The 23,994-nt window shown below is 74.1% G+C and carries 22 protein-coding genes, 2 tRNA genes and 1 riboswitch; of the genes, 15 read left to right on the plus strand and 9 right to left on the minus strand.

Going from position 1 to position 23,994, the window contains the following annotated elements:
• Nucleotides 1-7: 7 nt before the first annotated feature.
• The 4 genes from FJQ57_RS09810 (at nucleotide 8) to FJQ57_RS09820 (ending at nucleotide 1,792) form a co-directional block, all read left to right on the plus strand.
• Nucleotides 8-81 (plus strand) — tRNA-Ile (locus FJQ57_RS09810).
• Nucleotides 82-116: 35 nt separating this feature from the next.
• Nucleotides 117-245: a DLW-39 family protein gene (locus FJQ57_RS22925; RefSeq protein ID WP_211348841.1), complete on the plus strand. Its 129-nt coding sequence runs from the start codon at nucleotides 117-119 to the stop codon at nucleotides 243-245.
• 11 nt (nucleotides 246-256) lie between these two features.
• Nucleotides 257-329, plus strand: a tRNA-Ala gene (locus FJQ57_RS09815).
• Nucleotides 330-484: 155 nt separating this feature from the next.
• Entirely contained in the window at nucleotides 485-1,792 is a 1,308-nt protein-coding gene (locus FJQ57_RS09820) for a calcium-binding protein (protein WP_139979712.1), read from the plus strand.
• Here FJQ57_RS09820 and FJQ57_RS09825 read toward each other — a convergent pair.
• Nucleotides 1,789-2,127, minus strand: a complete 339-nt coding sequence (locus FJQ57_RS09825; RefSeq protein ID WP_139979714.1) for an FHA domain-containing protein — start codon at nucleotides 2,125-2,127, stop codon at nucleotides 1,789-1,791. The genes FJQ57_RS09820 and FJQ57_RS09825 overlap by 4 nt on opposite strands.
• Before the next feature lie 23 nt (nucleotides 2,128-2,150).
• On the minus strand, nucleotides 2,151-3,209 hold the full coding sequence (locus tag FJQ57_RS09830) for a zinc-dependent dehydrogenase (protein WP_139979716.1): 1,059 nt from the start codon (nucleotides 3,207-3,209) through the stop codon (nucleotides 2,151-2,153).
• Between the two features lie 200 nt (nucleotides 3,210-3,409).
• On the opposite strand from FJQ57_RS09830, the gene FJQ57_RS09835 reads away from it, so the two are divergent.
• The gene (locus tag FJQ57_RS09835; protein ID WP_139979718.1) at nucleotides 3,410-5,455 is read left to right on the plus strand and encodes a PTS mannitol transporter subunit IICBA; all 2,046 of its coding nucleotides are present in this window, start codon (nucleotides 3,410-3,412) and stop codon (nucleotides 5,453-5,455) included.
• A gap of 67 nt (nucleotides 5,456-5,522) precedes the next feature.
• Nucleotides 5,523-6,287, plus strand: a complete 765-nt coding sequence (locus tag FJQ57_RS09840) for a DeoR/GlpR family DNA-binding transcription regulator (protein ID WP_139979720.1) — start codon at nucleotides 5,523-5,525, stop codon at nucleotides 6,285-6,287.
• On the opposite strand, the gene FJQ57_RS09845 is transcribed toward FJQ57_RS09840, so the two are convergent.
• Nucleotides 6,277-7,038, minus strand: a complete 762-nt coding sequence (locus tag FJQ57_RS09845; protein ID WP_139979722.1) for a 3-oxoacyl-ACP reductase — start codon at nucleotides 7,036-7,038, stop codon at nucleotides 6,277-6,279. The two genes, FJQ57_RS09840 and FJQ57_RS09845, sit on opposite strands and share 11 nt — an antisense overlap.
• Nucleotides 7,029-7,125: riboswitch (TPP riboswitch) on the minus strand. It overlaps the preceding gene by 10 nt.
• Before the next feature lie 163 nt (nucleotides 7,126-7,288).
• On the opposite strand from FJQ57_RS09845, the gene FJQ57_RS09850 reads away from it, so the two are divergent.
• A complete protein-coding gene (locus tag FJQ57_RS09850) occupies nucleotides 7,289-10,303 on the plus strand; it encodes a glycine--tRNA ligase (protein WP_211348842.1) in 3,015 nt (1,004 codons plus the stop codon).
• A gap of 44 nt (nucleotides 10,304-10,347) precedes the next feature.
• Entirely contained in the window at nucleotides 10,348-11,265 is a 918-nt protein-coding gene (locus FJQ57_RS22430; RefSeq protein WP_170219359.1) for a hypothetical protein, read from the plus strand.
• Nucleotides 11,266-11,291: 26 nt separating this feature from the next.
• Here the strand turns inward: FJQ57_RS22430 and FJQ57_RS09860 are convergent, their stop codons facing one another.
• Nucleotides 11,292-12,080: an MBL fold metallo-hydrolase gene (locus FJQ57_RS09860; RefSeq protein ID WP_211348843.1), complete on the minus strand. Its 789-nt coding sequence runs from the start codon at nucleotides 12,078-12,080 to the stop codon at nucleotides 11,292-11,294.
• Between the two features lie 63 nt (nucleotides 12,081-12,143).
• Between FJQ57_RS09860 and FJQ57_RS09865 the strand changes: the two genes are divergently transcribed.
• Genes FJQ57_RS09865 through FJQ57_RS09880 form a run of 4 tightly spaced genes read left to right on the plus strand, consistent with a single transcriptional unit; the run spans nucleotide 12,144 to nucleotide 15,136 of the window.
• On the plus strand, nucleotides 12,144-12,881 hold the full coding sequence (locus FJQ57_RS09865) for an SURF1 family protein (RefSeq protein ID WP_170219360.1): 738 nt from the start codon (nucleotides 12,144-12,146) through the stop codon (nucleotides 12,879-12,881).
• A complete protein-coding gene (locus tag FJQ57_RS09870; RefSeq protein WP_246081720.1) occupies nucleotides 12,878-13,234 on the plus strand; it encodes a DUF3817 domain-containing protein in 357 nt (118 codons plus the stop codon). Before FJQ57_RS09865 ends, FJQ57_RS09870 begins: the two co-directional genes overlap by 4 nt.
• A 13-nt stretch (nucleotides 13,235-13,247) precedes the next feature.
• Entirely contained in the window at nucleotides 13,248-14,081 is an 834-nt protein-coding gene (locus FJQ57_RS09875) for a patatin-like phospholipase family protein (RefSeq protein WP_139979728.1), read from the plus strand.
• Nucleotides 14,078-15,136 carry a 1-acyl-sn-glycerol-3-phosphate acyltransferase gene (locus FJQ57_RS09880; protein WP_246081721.1) on the plus strand — a complete coding sequence of 353 codons (1,059 nt, stop codon included), beginning with the start codon at nucleotides 14,078-14,080 and terminating at the stop codon, nucleotides 15,134-15,136. The genes FJQ57_RS09875 and FJQ57_RS09880 overlap by 4 nt, the downstream gene beginning before the upstream one ends.
• Before the next feature lie 34 nt (nucleotides 15,137-15,170).
• On the opposite strand, the gene FJQ57_RS09885 is transcribed toward FJQ57_RS09880, so the two are convergent.
• Nucleotides 15,171-15,896, minus strand: a complete 726-nt coding sequence (locus tag FJQ57_RS09885) for a hypothetical protein (RefSeq protein WP_139979730.1) — start codon at nucleotides 15,894-15,896, stop codon at nucleotides 15,171-15,173.
• Between the two features lie 181 nt (nucleotides 15,897-16,077).
• On the opposite strand from FJQ57_RS09885, the gene FJQ57_RS09890 reads away from it, so the two are divergent.
• Entirely contained in the window at nucleotides 16,078-16,590 is a 513-nt protein-coding gene (locus FJQ57_RS09890; RefSeq protein ID WP_139979732.1) for a peptidylprolyl isomerase, read from the plus strand.
• Between the two features lie 3 nt (nucleotides 16,591-16,593).
• A complete protein-coding gene (locus tag FJQ57_RS09895; protein ID WP_246081722.1) occupies nucleotides 16,594-17,499 on the plus strand; it encodes a rhomboid family intramembrane serine protease in 906 nt (301 codons plus the stop codon).
• Between the two features lie 179 nt (nucleotides 17,500-17,678).
• On the opposite strand, the gene FJQ57_RS09900 is transcribed toward FJQ57_RS09895, so the two are convergent.
• Nucleotides 17,679-18,140 (minus strand): cell division protein CrgA, encoded by a 462-nt coding sequence (locus FJQ57_RS09900; RefSeq protein ID WP_139979734.1) that lies wholly within the window; start codon nucleotides 18,138-18,140, stop codon nucleotides 17,679-17,681.
• A 100-nt stretch (nucleotides 18,141-18,240) separates the two neighbouring features.
• Here FJQ57_RS09900 and FJQ57_RS09905 point away from each other — a divergent pair, with 100 nt between their 5' ends.
• Nucleotides 18,241-19,017 carry a DUF881 domain-containing protein gene (locus FJQ57_RS09905; RefSeq protein ID WP_246081723.1) on the plus strand — a complete coding sequence of 259 codons (777 nt, stop codon included), beginning with the start codon at nucleotides 18,241-18,243 and terminating at the stop codon, nucleotides 19,015-19,017.
• A gap of 118 nt (nucleotides 19,018-19,135) precedes the next feature.
• Here the strand turns inward: FJQ57_RS09905 and pknB are convergent, their stop codons facing one another.
• The 3 genes from pknB to FJQ57_RS09920 are packed head-to-tail and all read right to left on the minus strand — an operon-like array spanning nucleotide 19,136 to nucleotide 23,980.
• A complete protein-coding gene (pknB, locus tag FJQ57_RS09910) occupies nucleotides 19,136-20,950 on the minus strand; it encodes a Stk1 family PASTA domain-containing Ser/Thr kinase (RefSeq protein WP_139979736.1) in 1,815 nt (604 codons plus the stop codon).
• On the minus strand, nucleotides 20,947-22,467 hold the full coding sequence (locus FJQ57_RS09915) for a protein kinase domain-containing protein (RefSeq protein ID WP_139979738.1): 1,521 nt from the start codon (nucleotides 22,465-22,467) through the stop codon (nucleotides 20,947-20,949). The genes pknB and FJQ57_RS09915 overlap by 4 nt, the downstream gene beginning before the upstream one ends.
• 55 nt (nucleotides 22,468-22,522) lie before the next feature.
• On the minus strand, nucleotides 22,523-23,980 hold the full coding sequence (locus FJQ57_RS09920) for a peptidoglycan D,D-transpeptidase FtsI family protein (RefSeq protein ID WP_139979740.1): 1,458 nt from the start codon (nucleotides 23,978-23,980) through the stop codon (nucleotides 22,523-22,525).
• Nucleotides 23,981-23,994 lie beyond the last annotated feature (14 nt).

Consider the following 23,994-nt stretch of genomic DNA (forward strand, 5'->3'; position numbering starts at 1 on the left):
GCACCCCGGGCCTATAGCTCAGACGGTTAGAGCGCTTCCCTGATAAGGAAGAGGTCACAGGTTCAAGTCCTGTTAGGCCCACGCACCACGACGTTCGTCGACCCGGAGGCGCACCGATGAAGAAGCTCGCCCTGATCGCCCTCGCCGCGGCCGGCGCCGTCGTCGCCCGGCGCAAGGTCAGCGAGGGCCGCGCCGAGCAGGCCCTGTGGGCCGAGGCCACCGACGCCGTCACCAGGTCTCGCTGACCCTCCCGACCGGGGCCTTGGCGCAATTGGTAGCGCACCTGCTTTGCAAGCAGGGGGTTAGGGGTTCGAGTCCCCTAGGCTCCACACGAACGAACCGCAGGTAGGCCTGCAGTCTGCTGCCTTCACGCCGTGGCCCGTGCGTCCCTCGACCGGCACGACGAGCACCCGCCGGCCGCGCCACCCCTCCGGTTTGCCCGGTGTCGGCCCGGCCGGGGCCGGAGCGCCGTACCGTGACGCCCATGGCTCTCGGGGTGGCGCGGTCGCGCCGTGCGCGCTCGCGCGCGCTGGTCGTGGTCGTGGCGTCGCTGGTCCTGCTCCCGGTGGCCGCGGAGGCGCAGCGCTTCCAGGGCACCCCTCGCGCCGACCGGGTGCGGGCCACCGCCGGCGCCGACCAGGTGTCCACCGGCGGAGGCCGCGACCGGGTGCAGGCCCGCGGCGGGGCCGACCGGATCGACCTCGGCCGGGGCGCCGACGCGGCGTACGCCGGTCCGGGCGGCGACCGGGTGTCCGGGGGTCCCGGGCGCGACCTCCTCGTCCTCGGGCCCGGCGCCGACCGCGGTGACGGCGGGGCGGGGGCCGACCGCCTCACCGGGGGCCCCGGTCCCGACACCCTCCTGGCCGGTGAGGGCCCCGACGTCGCCGACGGAGGCCCGGCCGTCGACGTCCTGGCCGGGGGGACGGGCACCGACACGTTGCGTGGCGGGGAGGACCGCGACGTCGTCGACGGCGGTCCCGACGACGACCTCGTCGACGGCGGCCCGGGTGACGACCTCACCGTGCGTGGGTCGCGCGGCGACGACGTCGTCACGGGCGGCAGCGGCGACGACCGGCGCGTCTTCGGCGACGCCGGGTCCGACCAGGTCGACGGGGGCCCGGGTGACGACCAGGTGCACGGCGGCACGGAGGTCGACCTGGTCCTCGGGGGAGCGGGTGACGACCACGCCGAGGGCGGCGGGGGCAACGACCTGGTCCTCGGCGGCCCCGGGCGCGACCACCTCGACGGCCACGAGGGCGATGACGTGCTCGACGCCGGCCCGGGTGACGACTCCTGCCCCGGCTTCCAGCCGAGCTCGCAGCGCCTGGTCTGCCTGGAGTTCCCCTCCGACGGGGAGGCGATCAACGTGACCGGCGACGAGGGCGACGACGTGGTCTACCCCGGCCCGGGGGTCGACAACGTCTTCGGGGAGGAGGGCTTCGACACCTTCGTCGTCGCCGACGACGGCGTCTACGACCGCATCTGGTGCTCCGACCCCTCGCCGGGCCAGGTCGTCCCGCCCGACAAGGCCCTCCGCGGCCGGGTCGTCTACGTCGGCCCCGACGGTGCCGTCGACCACACCGACGAGGAGGACCCGTACGGCGCCGTCGACGTCCGCGACAGCCTCCGGGGGTGCCCGGACGGGGTCGGGATGACCCCGGCGGAGTTCCTGGCCGACCCCCGCTTCGTCTACCCCGGGACGACGGTGCACCTGCCGCTGCCCGAGGGCGCCTCCGGGCCGGCGCGGGCGCACGCCCGGGTGTGGGCCCGCGCCCTGGCCGGCCTGGTCTAGCGACCCGGCTCGCCCTGCGGCAGCTGACGGCCGAGCTCGCCCCCGAGCCGCCCGCCGTGGGGACGGCCGTGGTCGGCGTACTCCTCGCGGTGGTAGACCAGCACGTGCGGTCCGAGCTCGACGCGCGACCCGGTGCGCAGCACCGTGCGGCCCCCGACCCGGGCACCGTGCACGTGTCCCGGCTCGTGCAGCACGACGACGTACTCGTCGCCCGGGGCCGAGCGGACCGTGGCGTGCCGCGGGGCGAGGCCGTCGAGCCGGACGTCGCACCCCGACGCCGAGCCGATGGTGAGGCCGTCGGAGATCCAGTAGCCGCTCGACCTCCCGGTCGCCACGCCCTGACCTCCTCCTCCGTCGGTCAGGGCTCGACCGTGACCTTGATGGCCTCGCCGGCCTTGACGAGGGCGAAGGCGTCGAGCACGTCGTCGAGGGGGACGTGGGCGGTGATGAGGTCCTTGACCGGGACCTGCCCGGTGGCGATGTACTCCAGCGCCCGCTTGTTGTGGGCGGGGGAGGAGCCGTTGGCGCCGTGCACGTGCAGCTGGCGGTAGTGGACGAGGTTGGAGTCGGCCTTGATGAAGGGGTCGTTCTTGGGCAGGCCGCCGAAGAAGGAGATGCGGCCCTGGCGGGCGGCCATCGAGATGGCCTGCTCCTGGGTGACGTTGGCCGGGGTGGCGGTGATGATGACGTCGGCCCCGCGACCGCCGGTCAGCTCCATCACCTTGGCGACCACGTCCTCCTCGCCCGCGTTGATGACGTGGTCGGGGGAGACGGCGTCGGCCGACATCTTCAGCCGCTCGGCGTTGATGTCGACCAGCACGACGGTGCCGACCTTGTGGACGCCGCGGGCGATGCGGATGTGCATGCAGCCGATCGGGCCGGCACCGAAGACGACGGTGAAGTCGCCCTCCTCGATGCCGAGCTGCTCCTGGGCGTTGATCGCGCAGGCGAACGGCTCGGCGGCCGAGGCCTCGTCGTACCCGACGCCCTCGGGGATGGCGTTCATGCCGTCGACCTTGAGCACCTGCTCGGGCACGACCATGAACTCGGCGAAGCCGCCGTCGTACTGGTAGCCGACGGACGTCTGGTTCTGGCAGACCTCCATCCAGCCCTTGCGGCACTCGTGGCACTCGCCGCACGGCACGGCGGCGATGACCTGCACGCGGTCGCCGACCTGCCAGGACGAGCCGTACGTCGCGTTGACGTCGGCGCCGACCTCGACGACCTCGCCGGCGACCTCGTGGCCGAGCGTGCGCGGCGGCGTCAGGTTCTGGTGGCCGTTGTGGAAGATCTTGACGTCGGTGCCGCAGGTGGAGCAGTTGCGCACGCGCAGCTTGACCTCGCGGGGGCCGCAGTCGGGCTCGGGGACGTCCTCGAGCCGGACGTCCTCGGGTGCGTAGAAGCGCAGGGCCTTCATTCGGTCAGTCCTCCGGGGTGCGGGCCGCGCGCGGCGGCGTTGTGGCGTCTCTCACGGCAACGTACCACCGGAATCCGTTGACTTCTCCTGCGCACGTGTGGATTCAGACCCTTGACCGCCTCCAAACGGGGGCATATAAAGATCCCCACATGACGCACGTCACACCGGCACGGCGGGGGCCGGGTGGAGAGGAGCTCTCGATGGCGACCACGACGACCGAGCGGGCCGAGCAGGCCGGCGCAGGCGGCGGGACGACCCGGACGTCGGCCCGGGTCCGGGTGCAGAAGTTCGGTACCGCGATGTCCAACATGATCATGCCGAACATCCCGGCCCTGATCGCCTGGGGACTGCTGACGGCGCTCTTCATCGACGTGGGTTGGATCCCCAACGCCGACCTGGCCACGATGGTCGGCCCGGTCATCCACTACGCGCTGCCGATCCTCATCGCCGCGACGGGCGGCCGGATGGTGCACGGTGACCGCGGCGCGGTCGTGGCCGGCTTCGCGGTCATGGGTGCGATCGCGGGCTCGGACCTCCTCATCGCCAACTTCAACGCCGACGCCCTGGCCGACTGGGTCGCCGCGGGCAACGCCCCCGAGGACTACGCCGAGCTCGGCCAGGTCCACATGTTCATCGGCGCGATGATCATGGGCCCGCTCGCGGGCTGGGTGATGAAGAAGGTCGACAGCCTGTGGGAGGGCAAGGTCAAGGCCGGTTTCGAGATGCTCGTCAACATGTTCTCGGCCGGGTTCGTGGCCTTCGGCCTCGGCATCCTCGGCTTCTGGGTCGTCGCACCGGTCGTCAACGAGGTCATGGACGCGGCCAGCTCCATCGTCGAGACGCTCGTCGACAACAACCTGCTGCCGCTCACCTCGGTCCTCATCGAGCCCGCCAAGGTCTTCTTCCTCAACAACGCCATCAACCACGGCGCCCTGACGCCGCTGGGCCTGTCCGAGGCCGCCGAGCAGGGCAAGTCGGTGCTCTTCCTCCTCGAGGCCAATCCCGGCCCGGGCCTCGGGCTGCTGCTCGCCTTCACCCTCTTCGGCAAGGGCATCGCCAAGGCCACCGCCCCGGGCGCCGCGATCATCCACTTCTTCGGCGGCATCCACGAGATCTACTTCCCCTACGTTCTGATGAAGCCCAAGCTGCTCATCGCCATGATCGCCGGCGGCATGACCGGCGTCGCGATCAACGTCGCCTTCGACGTGGGCCTGCGCGCCCCCGCTGCGCCGGGCTCGATCTTCGCCGTCTACGCCCAGACCGCCCGCGACTCCTACCTCGGCGTCACCCTCGCGGTCCTCGGCTCGGCCGCGGTCACCTTCGCCGTCGCCTCCCTGCTGCTCAAGACCGACAAGGGCGACGACGGTGACCTCGCCGGTGCGACCTCCTCGATGGAGCAGATGAAGGGCAAGCGGTCCTCGGTCGCCGGTGCCCTGTCCGGCACCGCCGGCACCGGCAGGGGCGGCCCGATCCGCTCGATCGTCTTCGCCTGCGACGCCGGCATGGGGTCCTCGGCCATGGGCGCCTCGGTGCTCCGCACCAAGATCAAGGAGGCCGGCCACCCCGAGGTGAGCGTGGTCAACAAGGCCATCTCCAACCTCACCGACGAGCCGGACCTCGTGGTCACCCACCAGGACCTCACCGACCGGGCCCGCCAGAAGGCCCCCTCGGCGATCCACGTCTCGGTCGAGAACTTCATGGCCAGCCCGCAGTACGACGAGATCGTCGCCATGATCGACCGCGACCCGTCCTCCGCGGGCGCCACCCCCGCCACTGCGGCGCCGTCGCCGGCCACGGACGACGCCGAGCGCGCGGGCGTGCTCACCGCGAGCGACGTGGTGCTGCACGGCACCGCGCGCGACCGGGCCGGCGCCATCAGCGAGGCCGGGGCGCTGCTGGTGTCCTCGGGCGCCGTCGAGGCGTCGTACGTCGACGCCATGCACGAGCGCGAGACGTCGGTCTCGACCGCGATGGGCAACCTGCTCGCCATCCCGCACGGCACCAACGAGGCCAAGGGCGCCATCCACCGCACGGGCCTGTCCTTCGTGCGCTACGACGAGCCGGTCGACTGGGGCGGCAAGCCGGTCCGCTTCGCCGTCGGCATCGCCGGCGCCGGCAAGGACCACCTCGCGCTGCTCGGCCGGATCGCCAAGGTCTTCGCCGACGCCGACCAGGTCGCCCGGCTCGAGCGGGCCGAGACGGCCGACGAGGTGCTCGAGGTCCTCGGCCAGGTGCAGCCCGCCTGACGGTGCTGCCGGGCCGGCCCGGCACACTCTGCCGCTGACCGGACGAGATCGACGGACGGAGGACAAGGTGTACGCCGAGGAACGCCAGCACGCGATGGCCGAGCTGGTCACCCAGCACGGCCGCGTCTCGGTGGTCGCGCTCGCCGAGACCTACGGCGTGACCACCGAGACCGTCCGGCGCGACCTCTCCGCGCTCGAGCGCGTGGGCCTGGTGCGGCGGGTGCACGGAGGGGCGGTCCCGGCCGGGGCCCTGCCCGCGATCGAGGCCGCACTGGCCGAGCGCGACCAGGCGCGCCCGGAGGAGAAGTCGGCCATCGCCCGCGCGGCGCTCGACCTGCTGCCCCCACCGGGCAGCACCGTGCTCCTCGACGCGGGGACGACGACCGCGCGCCTCGCGGCCCTGCTGCCGGCCGACCACGCGCTGACCGTCTACACCCACGGCGTCCCCATCGCGGCCCGGCTGGCCCAGCTCCCGCAGGTGGAGCTGCACCTGCTGCCCGGCCGGGTCCGGACGACCACCCAGGCCGCGGTGGGGGTCGACACCGTGGAGGCACTCGGCCGGATCCGGGCCGACGTGGCCTTCCTGGGCACCAACGGCGTCTCGGCCGAGCACGGGTTCACCACCCCCGACCACGACGAGGCGGCCACCAAGCGCGCCCTGGTGCGCGCGGCACGCCAGGTGGTGGTGCTCGCCGACCGGTCCAAGGTCGGGACGGAGTCGACGGTGCGCTTCGCCCGGCCGGCCGACGTCGACGTGCTCCTGCTCGACGCGGTCGACGACGTCGACCGCAAGGACCTCGAGCGCGACGGGATGACCGTCCTCACCGCATGACGAGGCCGCCGTCGACGACGAGCTCCTGCCCGGTGACCGCCCGGCACCACGGCGAGGCCAGGGCGACGACGGCGTCGGCCAGCTCCTCGGGCGCGACGACCCGCCGGAGCGGGGTCTGGGCGGCGATCGCGTCGAAGACCTCGGGCGGCGTGGCCGCGCTGGCGTCGGTGGTGCGCAGCAGGCCACCGGCGACCATGTTGACGCGCACGCCCTCGGGGCCGAGGTCGGCCGCGAGGGTGCGGGTGAGCCCCAGCAGGGCGGCCTTGGCCGCGGTGTAGTCGTGGTAGGGCACGACCGGGTGGTGGACCAGGTTGGACCCGATGGTCACCACCACGCCCTCCCCGGCCGCGCGCATCCCGGGCAGGCACTCCTGGACGCAGTGCAGGGTGCCCCGCACCGCGCCCTCGACCTGGGCGGCGAGGTCGGCCCAGCGCACGCTGTCGGCCCTGGCGCGCCCGTCGCCGTTGAACGAGTAGTCGGGCAGCGCGTTGCTGACCACCGTGGTCACCGGCCCGCCCAGGGCCTCCGCCGCCCGGCGCACCTGGTCGCGCACCTGCGCGCGCGACGTCACGTCGGCCGGCAGCGCCACGGCCCGGTCGGGCGCCAGTGCCGCGACCTCGCGCGCGCCGGCCTCGCTGCGCCGGTAGCCCACGACGACCCGCGCCCCCTCCCGCAGGAACGCCCGGGCGACGTACGACCCGAGGCCGCGTCCCCCACCCGAGACCAGCACGACCTGCTCGGACAGCTCCATGTCGACATCCCTCCGCCAGCACTACCTGGACCAGGTCCTGCGGGTGTGTTCTCAGCCCGCCGGCGGCGGGCACCCCGTGTCGCTGGTGAGCGTACGGGGGCTCCTCCACAAGCGAGTCCACAGGTGTGGAGAACTACACCGGTGTGGTTCGTCGTCGCGAGGCTGCCGAGGAGCGCGGGGCCGCGCGGACCTAGGATGCTGGGCACCCGAGACCATGCAGCCCCCACGCAGCACCCCGAGCACGGAGACCATGAGCGCCCCGACCGCCAGCCCCGACCCCACGCCCGCCGCCCCGGCCCGGACCATGCAGGACGTCATCCTCGCCCTGCAGTCCTTCTGGGCCAGCCGGGGCGCGTACGTCGCGCAGCCGTTCAACACCGAGGTCGGCGCCGGCACGGGCAACCCGGCCACGGCGCTGCGGGTGCTCGGTCCGGAGCCGTGGAACGTGGCCTACGTCGAGCCCAGCGTGCGGCCCGACGACGCCCGCTACGGGGAGAATCCCAACCGGCTGCAGACCCACACCCAGTTCCAGGTCATCCTCAAGCCCGCCCCGGCCGACCCCCAGGAGCTCTACCTCGAGAGCCTGGCCGCCATCGGCGTCGACGTGCACGCCCACGACTTGCGCTTCATCGAGGACAACTGGGCCTCGCCGGCGCTCGGCGCGTGGGGCCTGGGCTGGGAGGTCTGGCTCGACGGGCTCGAGATCACCCAGTTCACCTACTTCCAGCAGGCCGGCGGCCTCCCGCTCGACCCGGTCGCGGTCGAGCTGACCTACGGCCTCGAGCGGCTCGTGATGGGCCTGCAGGGCATCCGCCACTTCAAGGACATCCAGTACACCGACACGATGTCCTACGGCGACATCTACCTCCAGTCGGAGTACGAGATGAGCCGCTACTACCTCGACGACGCCGACGTCGAGCTCAACCGGACGCTCTTCCAGTCCTACGCCACCGAGGCCCAGCAGCTGCTCGACCTGGGCCTGCCGGTCCCGGCGTACAGCTACGTGCTCAAGTGCAGCCACACCTTCAACGTCCTCGACGCCCGCGGCGCGGTCAGCACCACCGAGCGGGCACGGTCCTTCGGCCTGATGCGCCGCCTGACGCGCGAGGTCTCCGCGCTGTGGCTGGCCCGCCGCGAGGAGCTCGAGTACCCCCTGGGCACCACCCCGGCCCAGGTGCCCGCCGAGCCGCAGCCGCTCGGCGAGGTCAGCGGCACCCACGACCTGCTGCTCGAGATCGGCCTCGAGGAGCTGCCGCACCGCGACGTCCTGCTCGGCAGCGCGACCGTGCGCGAGCAGGTCGAGAAGGTCCTCGGCGCCTCCTCCATCGCCCACGGCGAGGTCAGCGTCCAGGCCACGCCGCGCCGCATCGTCGTCTCCGTGGCCGGCGTCGGCGACCGCGAGGACGACCGCACGCAGACCGTCCGCGGCCCCAAGGCCGCTGCGGCGTACGCCGACGGCGAGCCGACCAAGGCGCTGCTGGGCTTCCTGCGCTCCAAGGGCGCCGAGCTCGACCAGGTCGAGACCACCGACGTCGACGGCGTCGACTACGTCGTCGTGCACACCACCATCGCCGGGCGCAGTGCGCCGGAGGTCGTCCGCGACCTCGTCGACGGCGCGGTCCGGGCGCTGCGCGCCGAGACCAACATGCGCTGGGGTGACCCGGAGCTGAGCTACTCCCGCCCGATCCGCTGGATCGTCGCGCTGCTCGGCGACCAGGTCGTGCCGGTCACCGTCTCCACCCTCGTCGCCGGCGGCACGACGCGGGTGCTCCGCTCGGCCGCCGAGCCCGAGCCGCGCGTCCCCTCCGCCACCGGGTACGCCGCCTGGCTGGCCGAGCACGGCATCACCCTCGACCGCGACGAGCGGCGGGCGCAGGTCGTCGCCGCCGCCCACGAGCTCGCGGCCACCGTCTCGGGTCAGGTCGACGTCGACGCCGAGGCCGGCCTGGTCGACGAGATCACCGACATCGTCGAGGCGCCGACCCCGGTGCTCGGCTCGTTCGAGAGCCGCTTCCTCGAGCTGCCCGACCCCGTGCTGCGCACCGTGATGCGCAAGCACCAGCGCTACCTGGCGGTCTCGGCGGCCGACGGCACGCTGCTGCCGCACTTCATCACCTTCGCCAACGGCCCCGTCGACGTCGACCGGGTCCGCGCGGGCAACGAGGACGTCATCCGTGCCCGCTACGAGGACGCCGCGTTCTTCTGGCGCGCCGACCTCAAGGTGCCCCCGGCCGACCACCGGGCCCGCCTCGAGCAGCTGATCTTCGAGGAGCGGCTCGGCTCGATCGACCAGCGGGCGCGCCGCATCGCCGCCCTCGGCGAGCAGCTCGCCGGCACCGCGGGGCTCGACGAGACGGCCACCGGCACGGTCCGACGGGCGGGCGAGCTGGCCAAGTTCGACCTGGCCACCCAGCTCGTCGTCGAGCTGTCGTCGCTGGCCGGCACCATGGCCCGCGAGTACGCCCTCCAGGCCGGCGAGACCGCCGAGGTCGCCGACGCGCTGGCCGAGATGGAGATGCCGCGATCGGCCGGGGCCGCGCTGCCGCAGAGCCTCGCCGGCGCCGTGCTGTCGCTGGCCGACCGCTTCGACCTGGTCGTCAGCATGTACGCCATCGACGCGGCGCCGACGGGCACCACCGACCCGTTCGGGGTGCGCCGGGCGGCCAACGGCATCATCCGGGTGCTGCGCGAGCTGCCCGGGCTGGCCGCGGTCAGCGTCTCCCAGGGCGTCGAGCTGGCGGCCGAGCAGCTGCGGGCCCAGGGTGTCGAGGTGGCCCCCGACGTCGTCGAGAAGGCCGCGGAGATGATCCGCAGCCGGGTCGAGCAGCAGCTGCACGAGACCGGCGGCGACCAGCGCGTCGTCGGGGCCGTCCGCGGGGCGGTCGACCGGCCGCAGCGCGCCGACCAGCTGCTCACCGAGCTGACCGCGTTCCTCGAGCGGCCCGAGGGCCCCGCGGTCGCGGCCGCCCTGAGCCGCGCGCAGCGCATCGTGCCCGCCGAGACCGCCCCGGGCCTCGACGCCGAGGGTCCCGAGGAGCAGGAGCTGGCCGCCGCCGTGCGCGCCACCACCGAGCGCCTCGCGGGCCGGGCCGGTGACCTCGACGCGCTGGCCGGGGCCGCGGGCGACCTGCCCGACGTCCTGGAGCGCTTCATGACCTCCGTGCACGTGATGTCGCAGGACCCGGCCGAACGTGCGCGCCGCCTGGCCCTGCTGGCCTCGGTGCTCGAGCTCGGCGGGGGCGAGGTGGAGTGGCGGGTGCTCTGAGGCGGCACGCCGGCACCCGGGCCGGGACTGCGTCGCTGGGCCTGGTGCTGGGGCTGGTCCTGCTCGCCGGCTGCGGCGACGACGACCCCGTCGTCGTCGGCCCGTCGACCACCCCGACCAGCGCGCCGGCGTACGACCCCGAGCTGGAGCCGGCCGCCGCCGTGCTGCCGCTCGTGCCCGACGACGCGACCGTGCTCGAGGTCACCGACTTCGACCAGGCGCGCTTCCAGCTCGGCTTCGGCGAGCTCAGCAGTGCCTCCGACCCGGCCGTGCTCACCCGCTTCGCCCAGCAGGCGGCGACCCGCGCGCCCCTGCTGACCCAGGGGATGCTCGTCGGCTCCGGCTACCTCGAGCGCTACGGCTTCTCCCAGGACGACGTGTCGTGGGAGGCGCACTTCGACGGGCCGGCCGGCGAGGGCTACGTCCTCGCGTTCCGCGACGACCTCGACATGGCGCCGGTGCAGGACGCCTCCGACGCGCCCGACGGACCCCTCAGCGGGTCGGTCGTCGTGCCCGCGGCCCACGTCGCCGCGCTGGGGGCGGTCCGCGAGCCGGAGGAGAGCCTGGCCGCCGACCCGGTGCTGCGCTCGCTCGTCGGTCCGGTCGCGGCGGCGACCTACCTCTCGACGACGTGCGTCGACCGGGAGGAGGCCTTCGGCGACGCCGCCGGCGACCTCGCCCCGACCCCGGCTGCGCTGCTCGACGACCTGCAGGAGCTCGGGCCGTTCTCGGTCACCCTGGGCGCCCGGCTGGCCAGCGCCCGCCTCGGCACCGGCCGCGGCGACGTCTTCGTCCGCGCCCGCCTCGCCGCCGACCTGCCGGCGGAGGAGTTCGAGGCGGCGTACGACGACCCGGTGGCCGACCCCAGCACCGGCCGCATCGGCTTCCGGCTGCGGGACCGGGCGGCCGCTGCCGACCTCGCCCGCGAGCGCCGGCTGCCCTTCGCCGTCTGCGGCCCCTAGCCCGACCCCCGACCCCCGACGCGGGATCAACCCTGGTGGGGGTCCTGCAAGCGGGCCAGCTCGACGGGGTCGTGGGCGCTGAAGACCGTCAGGCCGGGGTGGTCGGCGGCGACGAGCTCGCGGAGCCGTTCCTGGTTGGCGACCCGGACGGCGTCGTCCTGGGCCAGCAGCTTCTGCACGACCCGCAGCACCCGCGGCGTGGCGGGCGGGGTCACCAGGTCGTCGCGGTGGAAGTAGGCGTCGCCGGCGTGCACGACCCAGCCGTCGGCCACCTCGGGGTCGCGGACCGCGACGATGCTGTGGCCGCGGCTGTGGCCGGCCAGCGGCACGAGCAGCACGTCGTCGCCGAGCACGGTGACCGAGCCGAAGCCGAACCAGTCCTCGCCCTCCGCAGCCTGGTGGGTCTCGAACCGCGCGTCGCGCCACTGGACCTCGAGGTAGCGGCCGTGCTCCATGCCGCGCGGGTCGCGGGCCGCGGCCAGCTCGTCGGCGTGCACGTGCACGGTGGCGTGCGGGAAGTCTCCGACGCCGCCGACGTGGTCGAGGTCGAGGTGGGTGAGCACGATGTCGGTCACGTCCTCCGCGGCGAAGCCGAGCGCCCGCACCTGGGCCAGCGCCGTCTCCTGCTCCAGCAGCCGGGGGCGCATCACGGCCCGGAAGGCCCGACCCAGCCGGCCCGGGTCGGCCAGGTCGGCGGTGCCGAACCCGCTGTCGACCAGGAGCAGGCCCCCGGGCCGCTCGACCAGCAGCACGTGGGTCACCATCGGGCCCACGACGAAGGGTGCGAACGACCCGCAGTTGAGGTGGTGGATCACGCCGAGCATGGTGCCAGGCCCGGGCGTGCCGGGGGGCCCGCGGCACGTCCGTACCCTGGAGGGGTGCGCACACGGCTGACCTCCCGGTTGCTCGCCGCGCACGTCCTGGCGCTGGTGCTCGTCACCGCCGCGGCGCTGCTCGGCTGGTGGCAGCTGCAGGTCTGGCGCGCCGAGCGCCAGGCGGCCGCGGTCGACCTCACCCAGGCCGACCCCGTGCCGCTGACCGACCTGATGGGCCCCGACGACGGCTTCCCGGGCGAGAGCGTCGGCCAGCCCGTCACCCTGTCCGGCACCTGGCTCGACCAGGGCACGGTCCTCGTCGAGGGCCGGCCGCGCGCCGGCGAGCGCGGGCTGTGGGTCGTCACGCCGCTCGAGGTCGAGCCCGGCTCCGCCGTGCCCGTGGTGACGGGGTGGGTGCCCGACCGGGCCGACGCGCCCGCGCCGCCGCAGGGTCGGGCCGAGGTGGCCGGCTGGCTGCAGCCGCCCGACGGCCAGACCGGCGCCGTCGACGACGACCCCACCGACGACGTGCTCCCCCAGCTGCGCATCGCCGACCTCGTCCAGCGGGTCGACGACGACCTCTACAGCGCTTACGTCATCAGCCGCGACGGCATCGACGGCCTGCCCGCCGCCGAGCTCGCCGAGCTGCCCGGCGTCACCACCTTCACCGGCGCGCAGAACTTCCTGTACGCCGTGGAGTGGTGGGTCTTCGGGGGCTTCGCCGGGCTGGTCTGGTGGCGCTTCGTGCAGGAGTCCCGCGAGGAGCCCGTCGTCGGCGACCGGGTAGCGTCGGGCGTGTGAGCCCGGAGATCCGCACGCCGCTGGCCGCCTACCGGGTGATGGCCACGATCGTCGGCGTCCTGCTCGTCGTGCTCATCCTGGTCGGCGTCCCGCTGAAGTACCTCGCGGGCGACGGCACCGACCCCCAGCAGCTCGGTGAGTGGATCACCAGCTACCTCGGCGTGGCGCACGGCTGGCTCTACATGATCTTCCTCTTCGCCGCCTTCTGGCTCTCGCGCCGGGCCGACTGGGACATCCCGTTCACCGCGGTGACGCTGCTGTGCGGCACGGTGCCGCTGCTGTCGTTCTGGGCCGAGCACCGCGCCACCGCCCGCGTGCGCCGCGAGTGGGCCGCCGAACCCGCCACCCCGTGACCCGGGGCCCGGCGTGACCACGGCGTTCGTCCTCGGCGGCGGGGGCGTGCTGGGCGCCGTCGAGGTCGGCATGCTGCGGGCGCTGTTCGAGCGAGACGTCACCCCCGACCTGGTGCTCGGCACCAGCATCGGGGCGATGAACGGCGCCCTGGTGGCCCGCCAGCCCGACGTCTCGGTGGTGCCGCGGCTGCTCGAGCTGTGGAGCGAGGCCGCCAGCAACGGCCGTGAGCTGCTCGGCGACAACCCGCTGCGCACGGTGCGCCGCGCGGTCAGCACCGGCACCCACCTCTACAGCGCGGGCCCGCTCGCCAAGCGGCTGCGGGCCGAGCTCGGCGAGGTGCGGTTCGAGGAGCTCGCGGTGCCGCTCCAGGTGTGCGCGGCCAGCATCGAGCGCTCCGCCGAGCACTGGTTCACCACGGGCCGGGTGGTCGACGCGGTGGTGGCCAGCGCCGCGGTGCCCGGCCTGCTGCCGCCCGCCGAGGTCGACGGCGAGCACTACCTCGACGGCGGCATCGTCAACTCCGTCCCGCTGGGCCGGGCCGTCGAGCTGGGGGCCACCCGCGTGTTCGTGCTGCAGGTCGGCCGGCTCGACCGGCCGCTCGCCGTGCCGAGGAAGCCGTGGGAGGTGGCCCGGGTGGCCTTCGAGGTGGCCCGCCGGCACCGGTTCGTCCGCGAGCTCGCCGAGCTGCCGCCCGGGGTCGAGTGCCACGTGCTCCCGGCCCGCGGCACCTCGGAGAAGGACGACAGCATCTGGGCTTCCCGCGACTTCGGCAGCGTGGAGCGCCGCATCGAGCAGACCCACGCCGCCGCGGCGGCGTACCTCGACGAGCTGCTGGACCCGGCGTGAGCGTCGCGGCGGCCGGCCTGCGACCCGGCCTCGGCGTGCGGCTGCTGCGCCGGCTGGTCGTCGCGCCGCTGGTCCTGGTCCTCGTCGTGCTGCTGTGGCTGACCCTGCCGATCTGGCTGCTCGTGGCCGCGGCACTCTCGCCCGTGCTGCCGGGGCGCTGGCGGGCCCTGCGGCTGCTGTGGATGGTCGTGGTCTACGCGACGGCCGAGGCGGTGCTGCTCGTGGTGCTCCTGCTGTGGTGGGTGGCGTCGGGGTTCGGGCTGCGCCTGCGGACCCCGCGGTGGGAGCGGCGCCACTACGACCTCGTCCAGGCCACCCTGCGGATCCTGTTCCGCGAGGCCCAGCGGGTGCTCCGCCTGCGCATCGAGACCGACGGCCCCGACCCCGACGCCCACCCCGGCCGCCCGCTGGTCGTCGCCTGCCGGCACGCCGGACCCGGCGACTCCTTCACCCTCATCCACGCGTTGATGAGCTGGTACGCCCGGGAACCGCGGGTCGTCCTCAAGGACACCCTGGCCTGGGACCCCGCGATCGACGTCCTGCTCAACCGCATCCCGGCGCGGTTCATCTCGCCGCACCCGGGTGCGGGGGAGGACCTCGAGTCGCACATCCGCGCGCTGGCCACCGGCCTCGACGAGAACGACGCGTTCGTGATCTTCCCCGAGGGCGGCAACTTCACCCTCGCGCGCCGCGAGAAGGCGATCGCCCGGCTCCACAAGCTGGGGCTGACGGCGATGGCCGCCCGCGCCGAGGCGATGACCTCGGTGCTGGCGCCCAAGCCGGGTGGCCTGCTCGCCGCCCTCGACGCCGCGCCCGACGCCGACGTGGTCATGGTCGCGCACACCGGCCTCGACCACCTGCTGACCGTCAAGGACCTCTGGCGGGCGCTGCCGATGGACAAGCGCCTGGTGATGCGGTGGTGGGACGTGCCCCGCGCGGAGATCCCCGAGGACCGCGACGAGCGCATCGACTGGCTCTACGGCTGGTGGGAGCAGATCGACGCGTGGGTCAACGAGCACCGCCCCGAGGAGATCGCTCCTCGGGGCGGCCGCTAGCTGCTCGGGTCGCGCGGGTCAGTGACCCGCGGCGTCACTTGGTGTCGTCGGGGTCGACGTCGACGACCTCGGCGGGCTCGTCGGGCGACGTCACCGGGTGCGGGGCCTCGCTGAGGTCGGCGATGGCCTCGTCGGGCGCGGCGCCGGCGTGGTCGTCGGCACCGGCCTGCGGGGCCGACGGGGTCGGGGCCGACGTCGGCGTCGAGGCCGGGGTGGCGGCGGCGGTCGGGGCCGGCGCCGGCTTCGGGGTGTACGACGACTGCCAGTTGTCCTGGCCGCCGCCCTGCAGCTTCTTGGCCACGAAGGCGACGCCACCAGCCGCGACGGCGACGAGCACGAGGGTCTTGATCTTGCTGCGCTTCTTGGGCTTCTGGCCGCGCAGCTCGGCGACCTTGCCCTCGGCGAGCTGCTTGGCGCTCGTCGCGCGCTCACCGGCGATCGCCGCGCCGCTGGCCAGGACCGGGGCGGCCTTGGCGCGAGCGTCGTGCAGCACCGGGGTGGCCTTGTCGCGGGCGTCCTGGAGCACCGGGACGGCACGGTCCTTGGCGTCGACGAGGGCCGGCACCGCCTTGGCGCGGGCGTCGTTGATCGCGGGGACGGCCTTGTCCTTGGCGTCGGTCAGCGCGGGGAGCGCGGTGTCCTGGACGAAGTCCTTGGCCTGCTCCAGGGCCGACTCGACGTGGGGGCGCAGGGCGTCGACGTAGTCACCGGCCTGGTCGCGCGCCTGGTCGACGATCGACTTCTTCTTGCGGAGTCCCATCTGCGAGCCTCTCTCTCCTGGCCTCGCGGCCTGCGGGGGTCTGTCCGGCTCCACCCAACCACGCGCCCGGTGGCCCAGCCACCCCGACTCGGGTGAGGCCCCTCTGGCAGGATCGTGGTGCTCGGACCGCGGCGCCGGGACCCCGGCGGCGCGCGTCGACCCCTCTGCGCGAAAGGCAGTCATGGCGGACCAGCAGGCCATCCTCAAGACCAACCGGGGTGACATCACCATCACCCTGTTCCCCCACCACGCGCCCGAGACGGTGGACAACTTCACCGGGCTCGCCCAGGGCACCAAGGACTACTCCACCCCCGACGGCCGCACCGGCAAGTTCTACGACGGCCTCGGCTTCCACCGGGTCATCTCGGGCTTCATGATCCAGGGCGGGTGCCCGCTCGGCACCGGCACCGGCGGCCCGGGCTACCAGTTCAAGGACGAGATCCACCCCGAGCTCGTCTTCGACAAGCCCTACCTGCTCGCCATGGCCAACGCGGGCCCCGGCACCAACGGCTCGCAGTTCTTCATCACCGTGGGCGCCACCCCGTGGCTCAACCGCAAGCACACCATCTTCGGCGAGGTGGCCGACCAGGCCTCGCGCGACGTGGTCGACGCCATCGCGGCCACCCCGACCGGTGCGGGCGACCGTCCGGTCGAGCCGGTCGTCATCGAGACCGTCGAGATCGTCGGAGCCTGAGCGATGTCCGTCCCCGCGCCCGGCGCGATGGTGTGCTACCGCCACGCCGGGCGCGAGGCGGGCATCCGCTGCCAGCGCTGCGACCGACCGATCTGCACCGACTGCATGCGTGACGCGGCGGTCGGCTTCCAGTGCCCCTCCTGCGTCAACGAGGGCGCCCGGGCGACCCGGCAGGGAGTCGCCACCTACGGCGGCCGCCGCTCGGCCAACCCCGCGCTGACGTCCTACGTCATCATCGGGCTCAACGTCGCCGTGTGGCTGGCCATCCTCGCCACCGGCGGGCGCACCAGCCGGCTCGTCGACCAGCTGGCGATCAGCCCGGTCGGGGGCTGCTTCACCCGCACCGGCTTCACCGAGCTGCCCTCCTCGGTCTGCGGCAGCTTCTACCTGCCGGGCGTGGCCGACGGCGCCTACTGGCAGCTGGTGACCAACGGGTTCACCCACGTGCAGGTCTGGCACATCGCGGCCAACATGTTCTCCCTCTACATCCTCGGCCCGCAGGTCGAGGCCGCGCTGGGCCGGGCCCGGTTCCTCGCCGTCTACGCGCTCGCGCTGCTCACCGGGTCGGCCACCGTCTACTGGCTGACGGGCCCGGGCTCGCTGACCCTCGGTGCCTCGGGCGCGATCTTCGGCCTGTTCGGGGCCATCGCGGTGCTCGTCCACAAGGTCGGCGCCGACCTGCGCAGCATCGCCGGCCTGCTCGCCGTCAACGTGCTCATCACCTTCGCCCTGCCCAACATCTCCTGGCAGGGCCACCTCGGCGGCCTCGTCGGCGGGGCCGCGGTCACCGCGGTGATCGTCTACGCCCCACGCGGCACCCGGCGGTCGCTGGCCCAGTGGTCGGCCATCGGCGGCGTCACCGCGCTCGTCGCGCTCGCCGTCATCCTGCGCAGCGCCGTCCTCGCCTGACCCCGCGCCGTCCACAGCTGTGGACGGCGGTGTGGAGAACTACACGGGTGTCATTCGCTCCACAGGTGTGGACAAGCCTGTGGATCGTCGTCGACGGCGCGCGTGGGCCCGCGCACGACACCGGCCCGACCCCAGGAGCGGGATCGGGCCGGTCGTCGTACGACGGGGCGCGGGTCGGGCTACTCCCAGCGGGTCGCGAAGGTGAAGCCGACCGCCATGAACGCGATGCCGACGAAGAGGTTCTTCTGGCCGAGGTCGTTGAAGACCGGCACGGAGGAGGTGTCGTTGGCGATGGCGTAGAACACGCAGATCCAGGCCAGGCCGATGAGGAAGCAGCCGAGCATGCCGACCACGACGCCGCGGCCGCGGCCCAGCGGGGTCGAGGGGTGGGCCGAGGCGGCGAGGCCGAGGAGGACCGCGCCGAAGCCGATGAGGTAGTTCCAGTTGGCGAGGTCGCGCATGAAGCCGGGACCGGTGGCCGGCTCGGGCCCGATGCCGTCGGGGTCGCGGACCGCGATGTAGTAGTAGGTCATCCACGCGATGCCGGCGACGACCAGCACCAGCGCGAGGACCGAACGGACGCTGAGCACCGGCCCCCGGTCGGGGTTGAAGGTCTCCTGCTTCGCCTTGAGCTTGGCCACGTTGATCCTTGGTCCTCCGGTCGCTGGGTCGCGGGTTACCTTAGTCGGCGTGGATCCCACGGACCGAACCGCGTCGTCCCCGCCTGCGGCCGAGGACCCCGTGACCACGCCCGAGCCGGCCGTCCCCGACCGGCCGCGGCGCTCGGCGGGGTGGCGCTTCGGCACCCCCGCGGTGGTGCTGGTGTGCGGGGCCCTGTTCGTCGTCTCGGGCACCAACAGCCAGGGCACCGACCTGCGACCCGGGCGCTACACCTCGCTGGCCAGCCTCACCGAGGGCGCCTCGCGCAGCTACCAGGACCTGCAGGCCCGGGCCGACCGGCTCGGCGCCGAGGTCGAGCAGCTCACCGAGCAGGTCGACGACGCCGCGGTCCGCAAGGAGCGCCGGCGCGCCGAGCGGCTGCGCGGCCCGGCGGGGCTCGAGCCGGTCAGCGGCGAGGGCGTGACGATCGTGATGTCCGACGCGCCCGAGGAGCAGATCGAGGAGGCCGTGGGCCGGCCCGACGCCCAGGCCGACGTCGACCTCATGGTGGTGCACCAGCAGGACCTCCAGGCCGTGGTCAACGCGCTGTGGGCCGGCGGCGCGGCGGCGGTGACGCTGCAGGGCCAGCGGCTGGTGACCACGACCGGCATCCAGTGCTCGGGCAGCCAGGTCCAGCTCCAGGGCGTGCCCTACCCCGAGCCCTACACGATCCAGGCCGTGGGCGACCCCGACGCCCTCGTGGCCGCCCTCGACGACGACGCCGACGTGGCGGGCTTCCGCTACGACGCGCTCCGGCCCGAGGTCGGCGTCGGCTGGGACCTGACCGAGGACGAGGTCGAGGCGCCGGCGTACGACGGCCTGCTCGACCTCGAGGTCGCCGAGCCGCGCACCAGCTGACCCAGCTGACCCGGCCGGCCCGGCCGGCCCGGCCGGCCCGGGCGGCCCGGGCGGCCCGGGCGGCCCGGGCGGCCCGGGCGGCCCGGGCGGCCCGGGCGGCCCGGGCGGCCCGGGCGGCTCAGTGCTCGCGCCGCCCCGCGGGCGGGGTCGTGGGCAGCGGGTCCGTGGGCAGCGGGTCGGTCGGCACCGGGTCGGTCGGCACCGGCGTGGTGGGCACGGGCGTCGTGGGCGGCGCCGTGGTCGGAGGCGGGGTGTAGACCGAGACGAAGATCGTCACCGTGCTGTCCTTGGGCAGCGTCGTGCCGGGCTCCTGCGACTGGTCGGTGACCCGGCCCGCCCGCTCGGTCGAGGTGGTGTCGGGCCGCACGTCGGCGACGAAGCCGGCCTGCTCGATGGCGCGGCGGGCCCGCTGCTCGCCGAGCCCCACGACATCGGGCACCTGCTCGGGGCCGTCGGAGTAGAACAGCGTGATGACGGCGTTCTTGGCCACCTCGGTGCCGGGGGCGGGCTCCTGGCGCAGCACCTGGCGCTCGGGCAGGTCGCTCTCCTCCTCCCGGGCGCGCACCCGGAAGTCCTGGGCGCGCAGCTCACGGGTGGCGTCGCCGAGGGGACTGCCGACCACCGAGGGCACCGGCACGTCGGCGCTGCCGATGGAGACGGTCACGGTGATGGTCGAACCCGGGTCGACGAAGCCGGACTCGGGGTCCTGCTCGATGACCCGGTCGACGGCGACGGTGTCGCTGTTCTCGTAGGTCACCTCGGGCGCGAGCCCCACGTCGGCGATCTCGTCGCGGGCCTGCTGCTCGGTCAGGCCCACCACCTCGGGCACGGCGGTGCGCTCGGGCGACTCGGGGAACAGGGAGTCCTTGACCAGGAACCACCCGGCCACGAGCAGGGCGATGACCAGCAGCCCGAGCACCACCCACAGCCCGGTGCGCGGGTTGTCGTCGGCGGGCGGCAGGTCGGCCGGCTCCGGCCGGCGTGGCGGGGTGGCCACCGGGACGGGGGCCGCGACCGGCCGGGCCACGGGCTCGGGCGGCGGGGTCGGGACGACGGCCTCGACCGGGCGTCCGGCCAGGTAGCGCTCGATGTCGGTGCGCATCGCGCCGGCGGACTGGTAGCGGTCCTCGAGGCGCTTGGCCAGCGCCTTCATCACGATGGCGTCGACCTCGGGCGGCAGGTCGGTGTCGTGGTCCGACGGCGGCGCCGGCTGCTCGCGCACGTGCTGGTAGGCGACCGCGACGGGGCTGTCACCCACGAACGGCGGCCGGCCGGTCAGCAGCTCGTAGAGCAGGCAACCGGCGGAGTAGACGTCGGAGCGGGAGTCGACCTGCTCGCCGCGGGCCTGCTCGGGGGAGAGGTACTGCGCGGTGCCGACGACCGCGGCGGTCTGGGTCATCGAGTTGGCGGCGTCGCTCATCGCGCGGGCGATGCCGAAGTCCATGACCTTGACGTCGCCGGTGGGGGTCAGCATCACGTTGCCGGGCTTGATGTCGCGGTGGATGATGCCCGCGCGGTGGCTGTAGTCGAGCGCCGACAGGACGCCGCTGGTGATCTCCAGGGCCCGCTCGGGCAGGATCTTGCGACCCTCGCGCAGGATGTCGCGCAGCGTGCGGCCGGCGACGTGCTCCATGACGATGTAGGGCTGGGCCACGCCCGACCCGTCGGTGGCCTCCTCCTCGCCGGTGTCGTAGACCGCGACGATCGCCGGGTGGTTGAGCGAGGCCGAGGACTGGGCCTCGCGCCGGAAGCGGGCCTGGAACGTCGCGTCGCTGGCCAGGTCGGTGCGCAGCCGCTTGACGGCCACGATGCGCCCGAGCCGGGTGTCGGTGCCCTTGCGGACCTCCGCCATGCCGCCGCGGCCCAGCAGCTCGCCGAGCTCGTAGCGCCCGCCGACCGTGGGCCGGCTGGAGCCGTCGCCGTGCTCGCTCACGGGGTCTGCTCCTGTCCGGGTGGTCCGCTGCCGTCGGGTCCGCCCCCTCCGGGTCCACCGTCGCCCGGTGCCGGCTCGGTCGGGGTCTCCTCGGTCGGGGTCTCGCTCGGCGTCTCCGACGGCTCCGGCTCGGTGGTCTCCTCCGGCGCGTCGTCGAGGTAGGTCACCGTGATGAGCGACCCCTCCTCCACGTCGCCGCTCGGGTCGATGCCCGTGACGAGGCCGTTGCTGTCGGGGTCGTCGTTCTCGACCGCGTCGAGCTCGACGTCGAAGCCCCGGTCCCGCAGGTCGGCCTCGACGTCGTCGACCGGCCGGTCGACGAAGTCGCCCGGGTCGAGCCGGACGGTCGCCGGGCCCTCCTCGGTCGTCGTCGTCTCCGAGGGCGTGGTCTCGGTCTGCGTGGGCGTGGTCGCGCTGGGCGTCGTGGCGCCGTCGGTGGGCTCCTCGCCGTCACCGCCGGTCAGCAGCAGCGTCAGCACCACGGCGAGCGCGACGAGCAGCAGCACCACCAGCACGACCGGCCACGGGTTGCGGCGCCGGTTGCGCTCCTCGACCGGCGTCGCCGGCGGTGGGACGACCGCGTCGACCGGCTCGTACGGCGTCGCGGGGAGCACCTGGGTCGACCCGGCGTCGGGCACGGGGACCGGGGCGGGCACGACCCGCGGCCGCTGGATCGCCGCGGTGGCCGGGTCGCGCAACGCGGCCGCGAAGGCCGCGCCGTCGGCGTACCGCTCGGCGGGGTCCTTCGACAGCGCGCGGGTGATGACCGAGGCGAGGTCGGGCTCGACCGAGGACGGCAGCTGCGGCACCGGCTCGCGCACGTGGGCGAGCGCGGTGGCCACCGAGGACTCCTTGTCGAAGGGCCGGTAGCCGGCCAGGCACTCGAAGGCCACGATGCCGAGGGCGTAGACGTCGGAGGCCGCGGTGGCCGGGCGGCCCTCGGCCTGCTCGGGGGAGAGGTACTGCGGGGTGCCCATCACCGCGCCGGTGCGGGTGATGCCGACGCCGTCGGCGGCCCGGGCGATGCCGAAGTCGGTGACCTTGACCCGGCCGTCGGGGGTGACCATCAGGTTGGCGGGCTTGACGTCGCGGTGCACGATGCCGGCGCGGTGGGCGGCGCCGAGGGCCTCGCCGGTCTGGATCAACAGGTCGCGCAGCGCCCGCGGGTCGAGGTCGCGGCCCCCGCTGTTGGCGCCGATCAGCGACGACAGCGGCTGGCCCTCGACCAGCTCCATCACCAGGTAGGGGCGCGGGGTGCCCGAGCCGTCGGTCGCGGCCCGCTCGCCGAAGTCGAAGACGGCCGCGATGCCCGGGTGGTGCAGGGCCGCGGCGTGCCGGGCCTCGGTCTCGAACCGGGCGCGGAACGTCGCGTCGTCGGCGTACTCGGCCTTGAGCAGCTTGACCGCCACCTGGCGGCCCAGCGTGGTGTCGGTGGCGCGCCACACCTCGCCCATCCCGCCGGTGGCGATGCGGGAGTCGAGGCGGTAGCGCCCGCCGTCGTCGGCGAAGTCGGTCATCGTGCGCTCCTCTCGGTCTCGGGTCGGACGGGCGGGGTCGTGGGCGCGGTCGGGCTCACTGCAGCACCGCCTCCATCACGGCCTTGGCGATCGGCCCGCCGAGGGCACCGCCGGCGATCTCCCGGCCGGGGGCCTCCTGGATCATCACCGCCACCGCGACCTGGGGGTCGTCGGCCGGTGCGAACGAGACGAACCAGCCGTACGGCGGCTCGCCCGGCACCCCGCGCTGCGCGGTGCCGGTCTTGCCGGCGACCCGGACGTCCTGGATCTGCGCCGGCTCGGCCGTGCCCTCGTCGACGGTGGAGACCATGGCCTCGGTGATCGCGTCGGCGGTGCTCTGCGAGACCGCCTGGCTGAGCTCCTCGGGGTCGGTCTGCTGGGCGTCGAAGTCGGCCGACTGGACCTCGTTGACCAGGTAGGGCCGCATGACGACGCCGTCGTTGGCGATGCCGGCGGCGACCATGGCCATCTGCAGGGGCGTGGCCTGGACGTCGTACTGGCCGATGCCGGACTGCCCGGTCTGCGGCGGGTTCATCTCGGTCGGGAACACCGAGCGGGCCTGGTTGGGCAGGTCGTCGAGGTAGTCGCTGTTGAACCCGAACTTCTCGGCCTGGCGCAGCATCGCCTCGGCGCCGACGTTGACGGCCAGCTTGGCGAAGGTCGTGTTGCACGACTGCTCCATGGCCAGGCGCAGGGTCAGCGGGTCGGGGCAGTAGCGACCCTCGTTGTCGATCTCACCGGAGTCGCCGCTGGTCTGCGGCAGCTGGTAGGTGTTGCCGCCCGGCACCTGGGCGTCGGCGCCCTGGTACTGGCCCGACTCCAGCGCGGCGGCCGCGGTGACCAGCTTGAAGGTCGAGCCGGGGAAGAGCCGGGTCTGGATGGCCCGGTTGACCAGCGGCTGGCGCTCGTCGTCCTCGAGCCGCTGGAAGGTCTCGTCGCGAGCGGCGAAGTCGTGCGTCGAGAGCTTGTTGGGGTCGTACGTCGGCGCCGAGACCATCGCCAGGATCTTGCCGGTCCCGGGCTCGAGGGCCACCACGGCGCCCTCGACGCCGTCGGTGAGCCCGGTGAGGCCGTCGTAGGCGGCCTGCTGGGCGTCGGGGTCGAGGGTCAGCTGGACCGACCCGCCCCGCGGCGCCTTGTTGGACAGCAGGTCGACCAGGCTGCCGATGAACAGCCGCGGGTCCTCGCCCGAGAGCACCTCGTTCTGGGACCGCTCGATGCCGCTGCTGGAGCCGAAGGAGAAGTAGCCGGTGACGGGGGCGTAGAGCAGCGGGCGCTCGTAGGTGCGCAGGTACTGGTACTCGTCGTCGACCGGCTCGGACTCCGCGATCGGGGTGCGCCCGACCAGGATCGGGCCGCGGGCGCTGGAGTAGGCGGCCTCGCTGACCCGGCGGTTCTCGGGCCGGTCGTCGAGGCTTTGCGCGGACCAGAACTGCAGGTAGGTCGCGTTGAGCATGAGGGCCAGGAACAGGAACAGGCAGAAGATCGCGACGCTGCGGATCGGCTTGTTCACGCGGTGGCACCTCC

Source organism: Nocardioides litoris (assembly GCF_006346315.1).
GTDB classification, from domain to species: domain Bacteria; phylum Actinomycetota; class Actinomycetes; order Propionibacteriales; family Nocardioidaceae; genus Nocardioides; species Nocardioides litoris.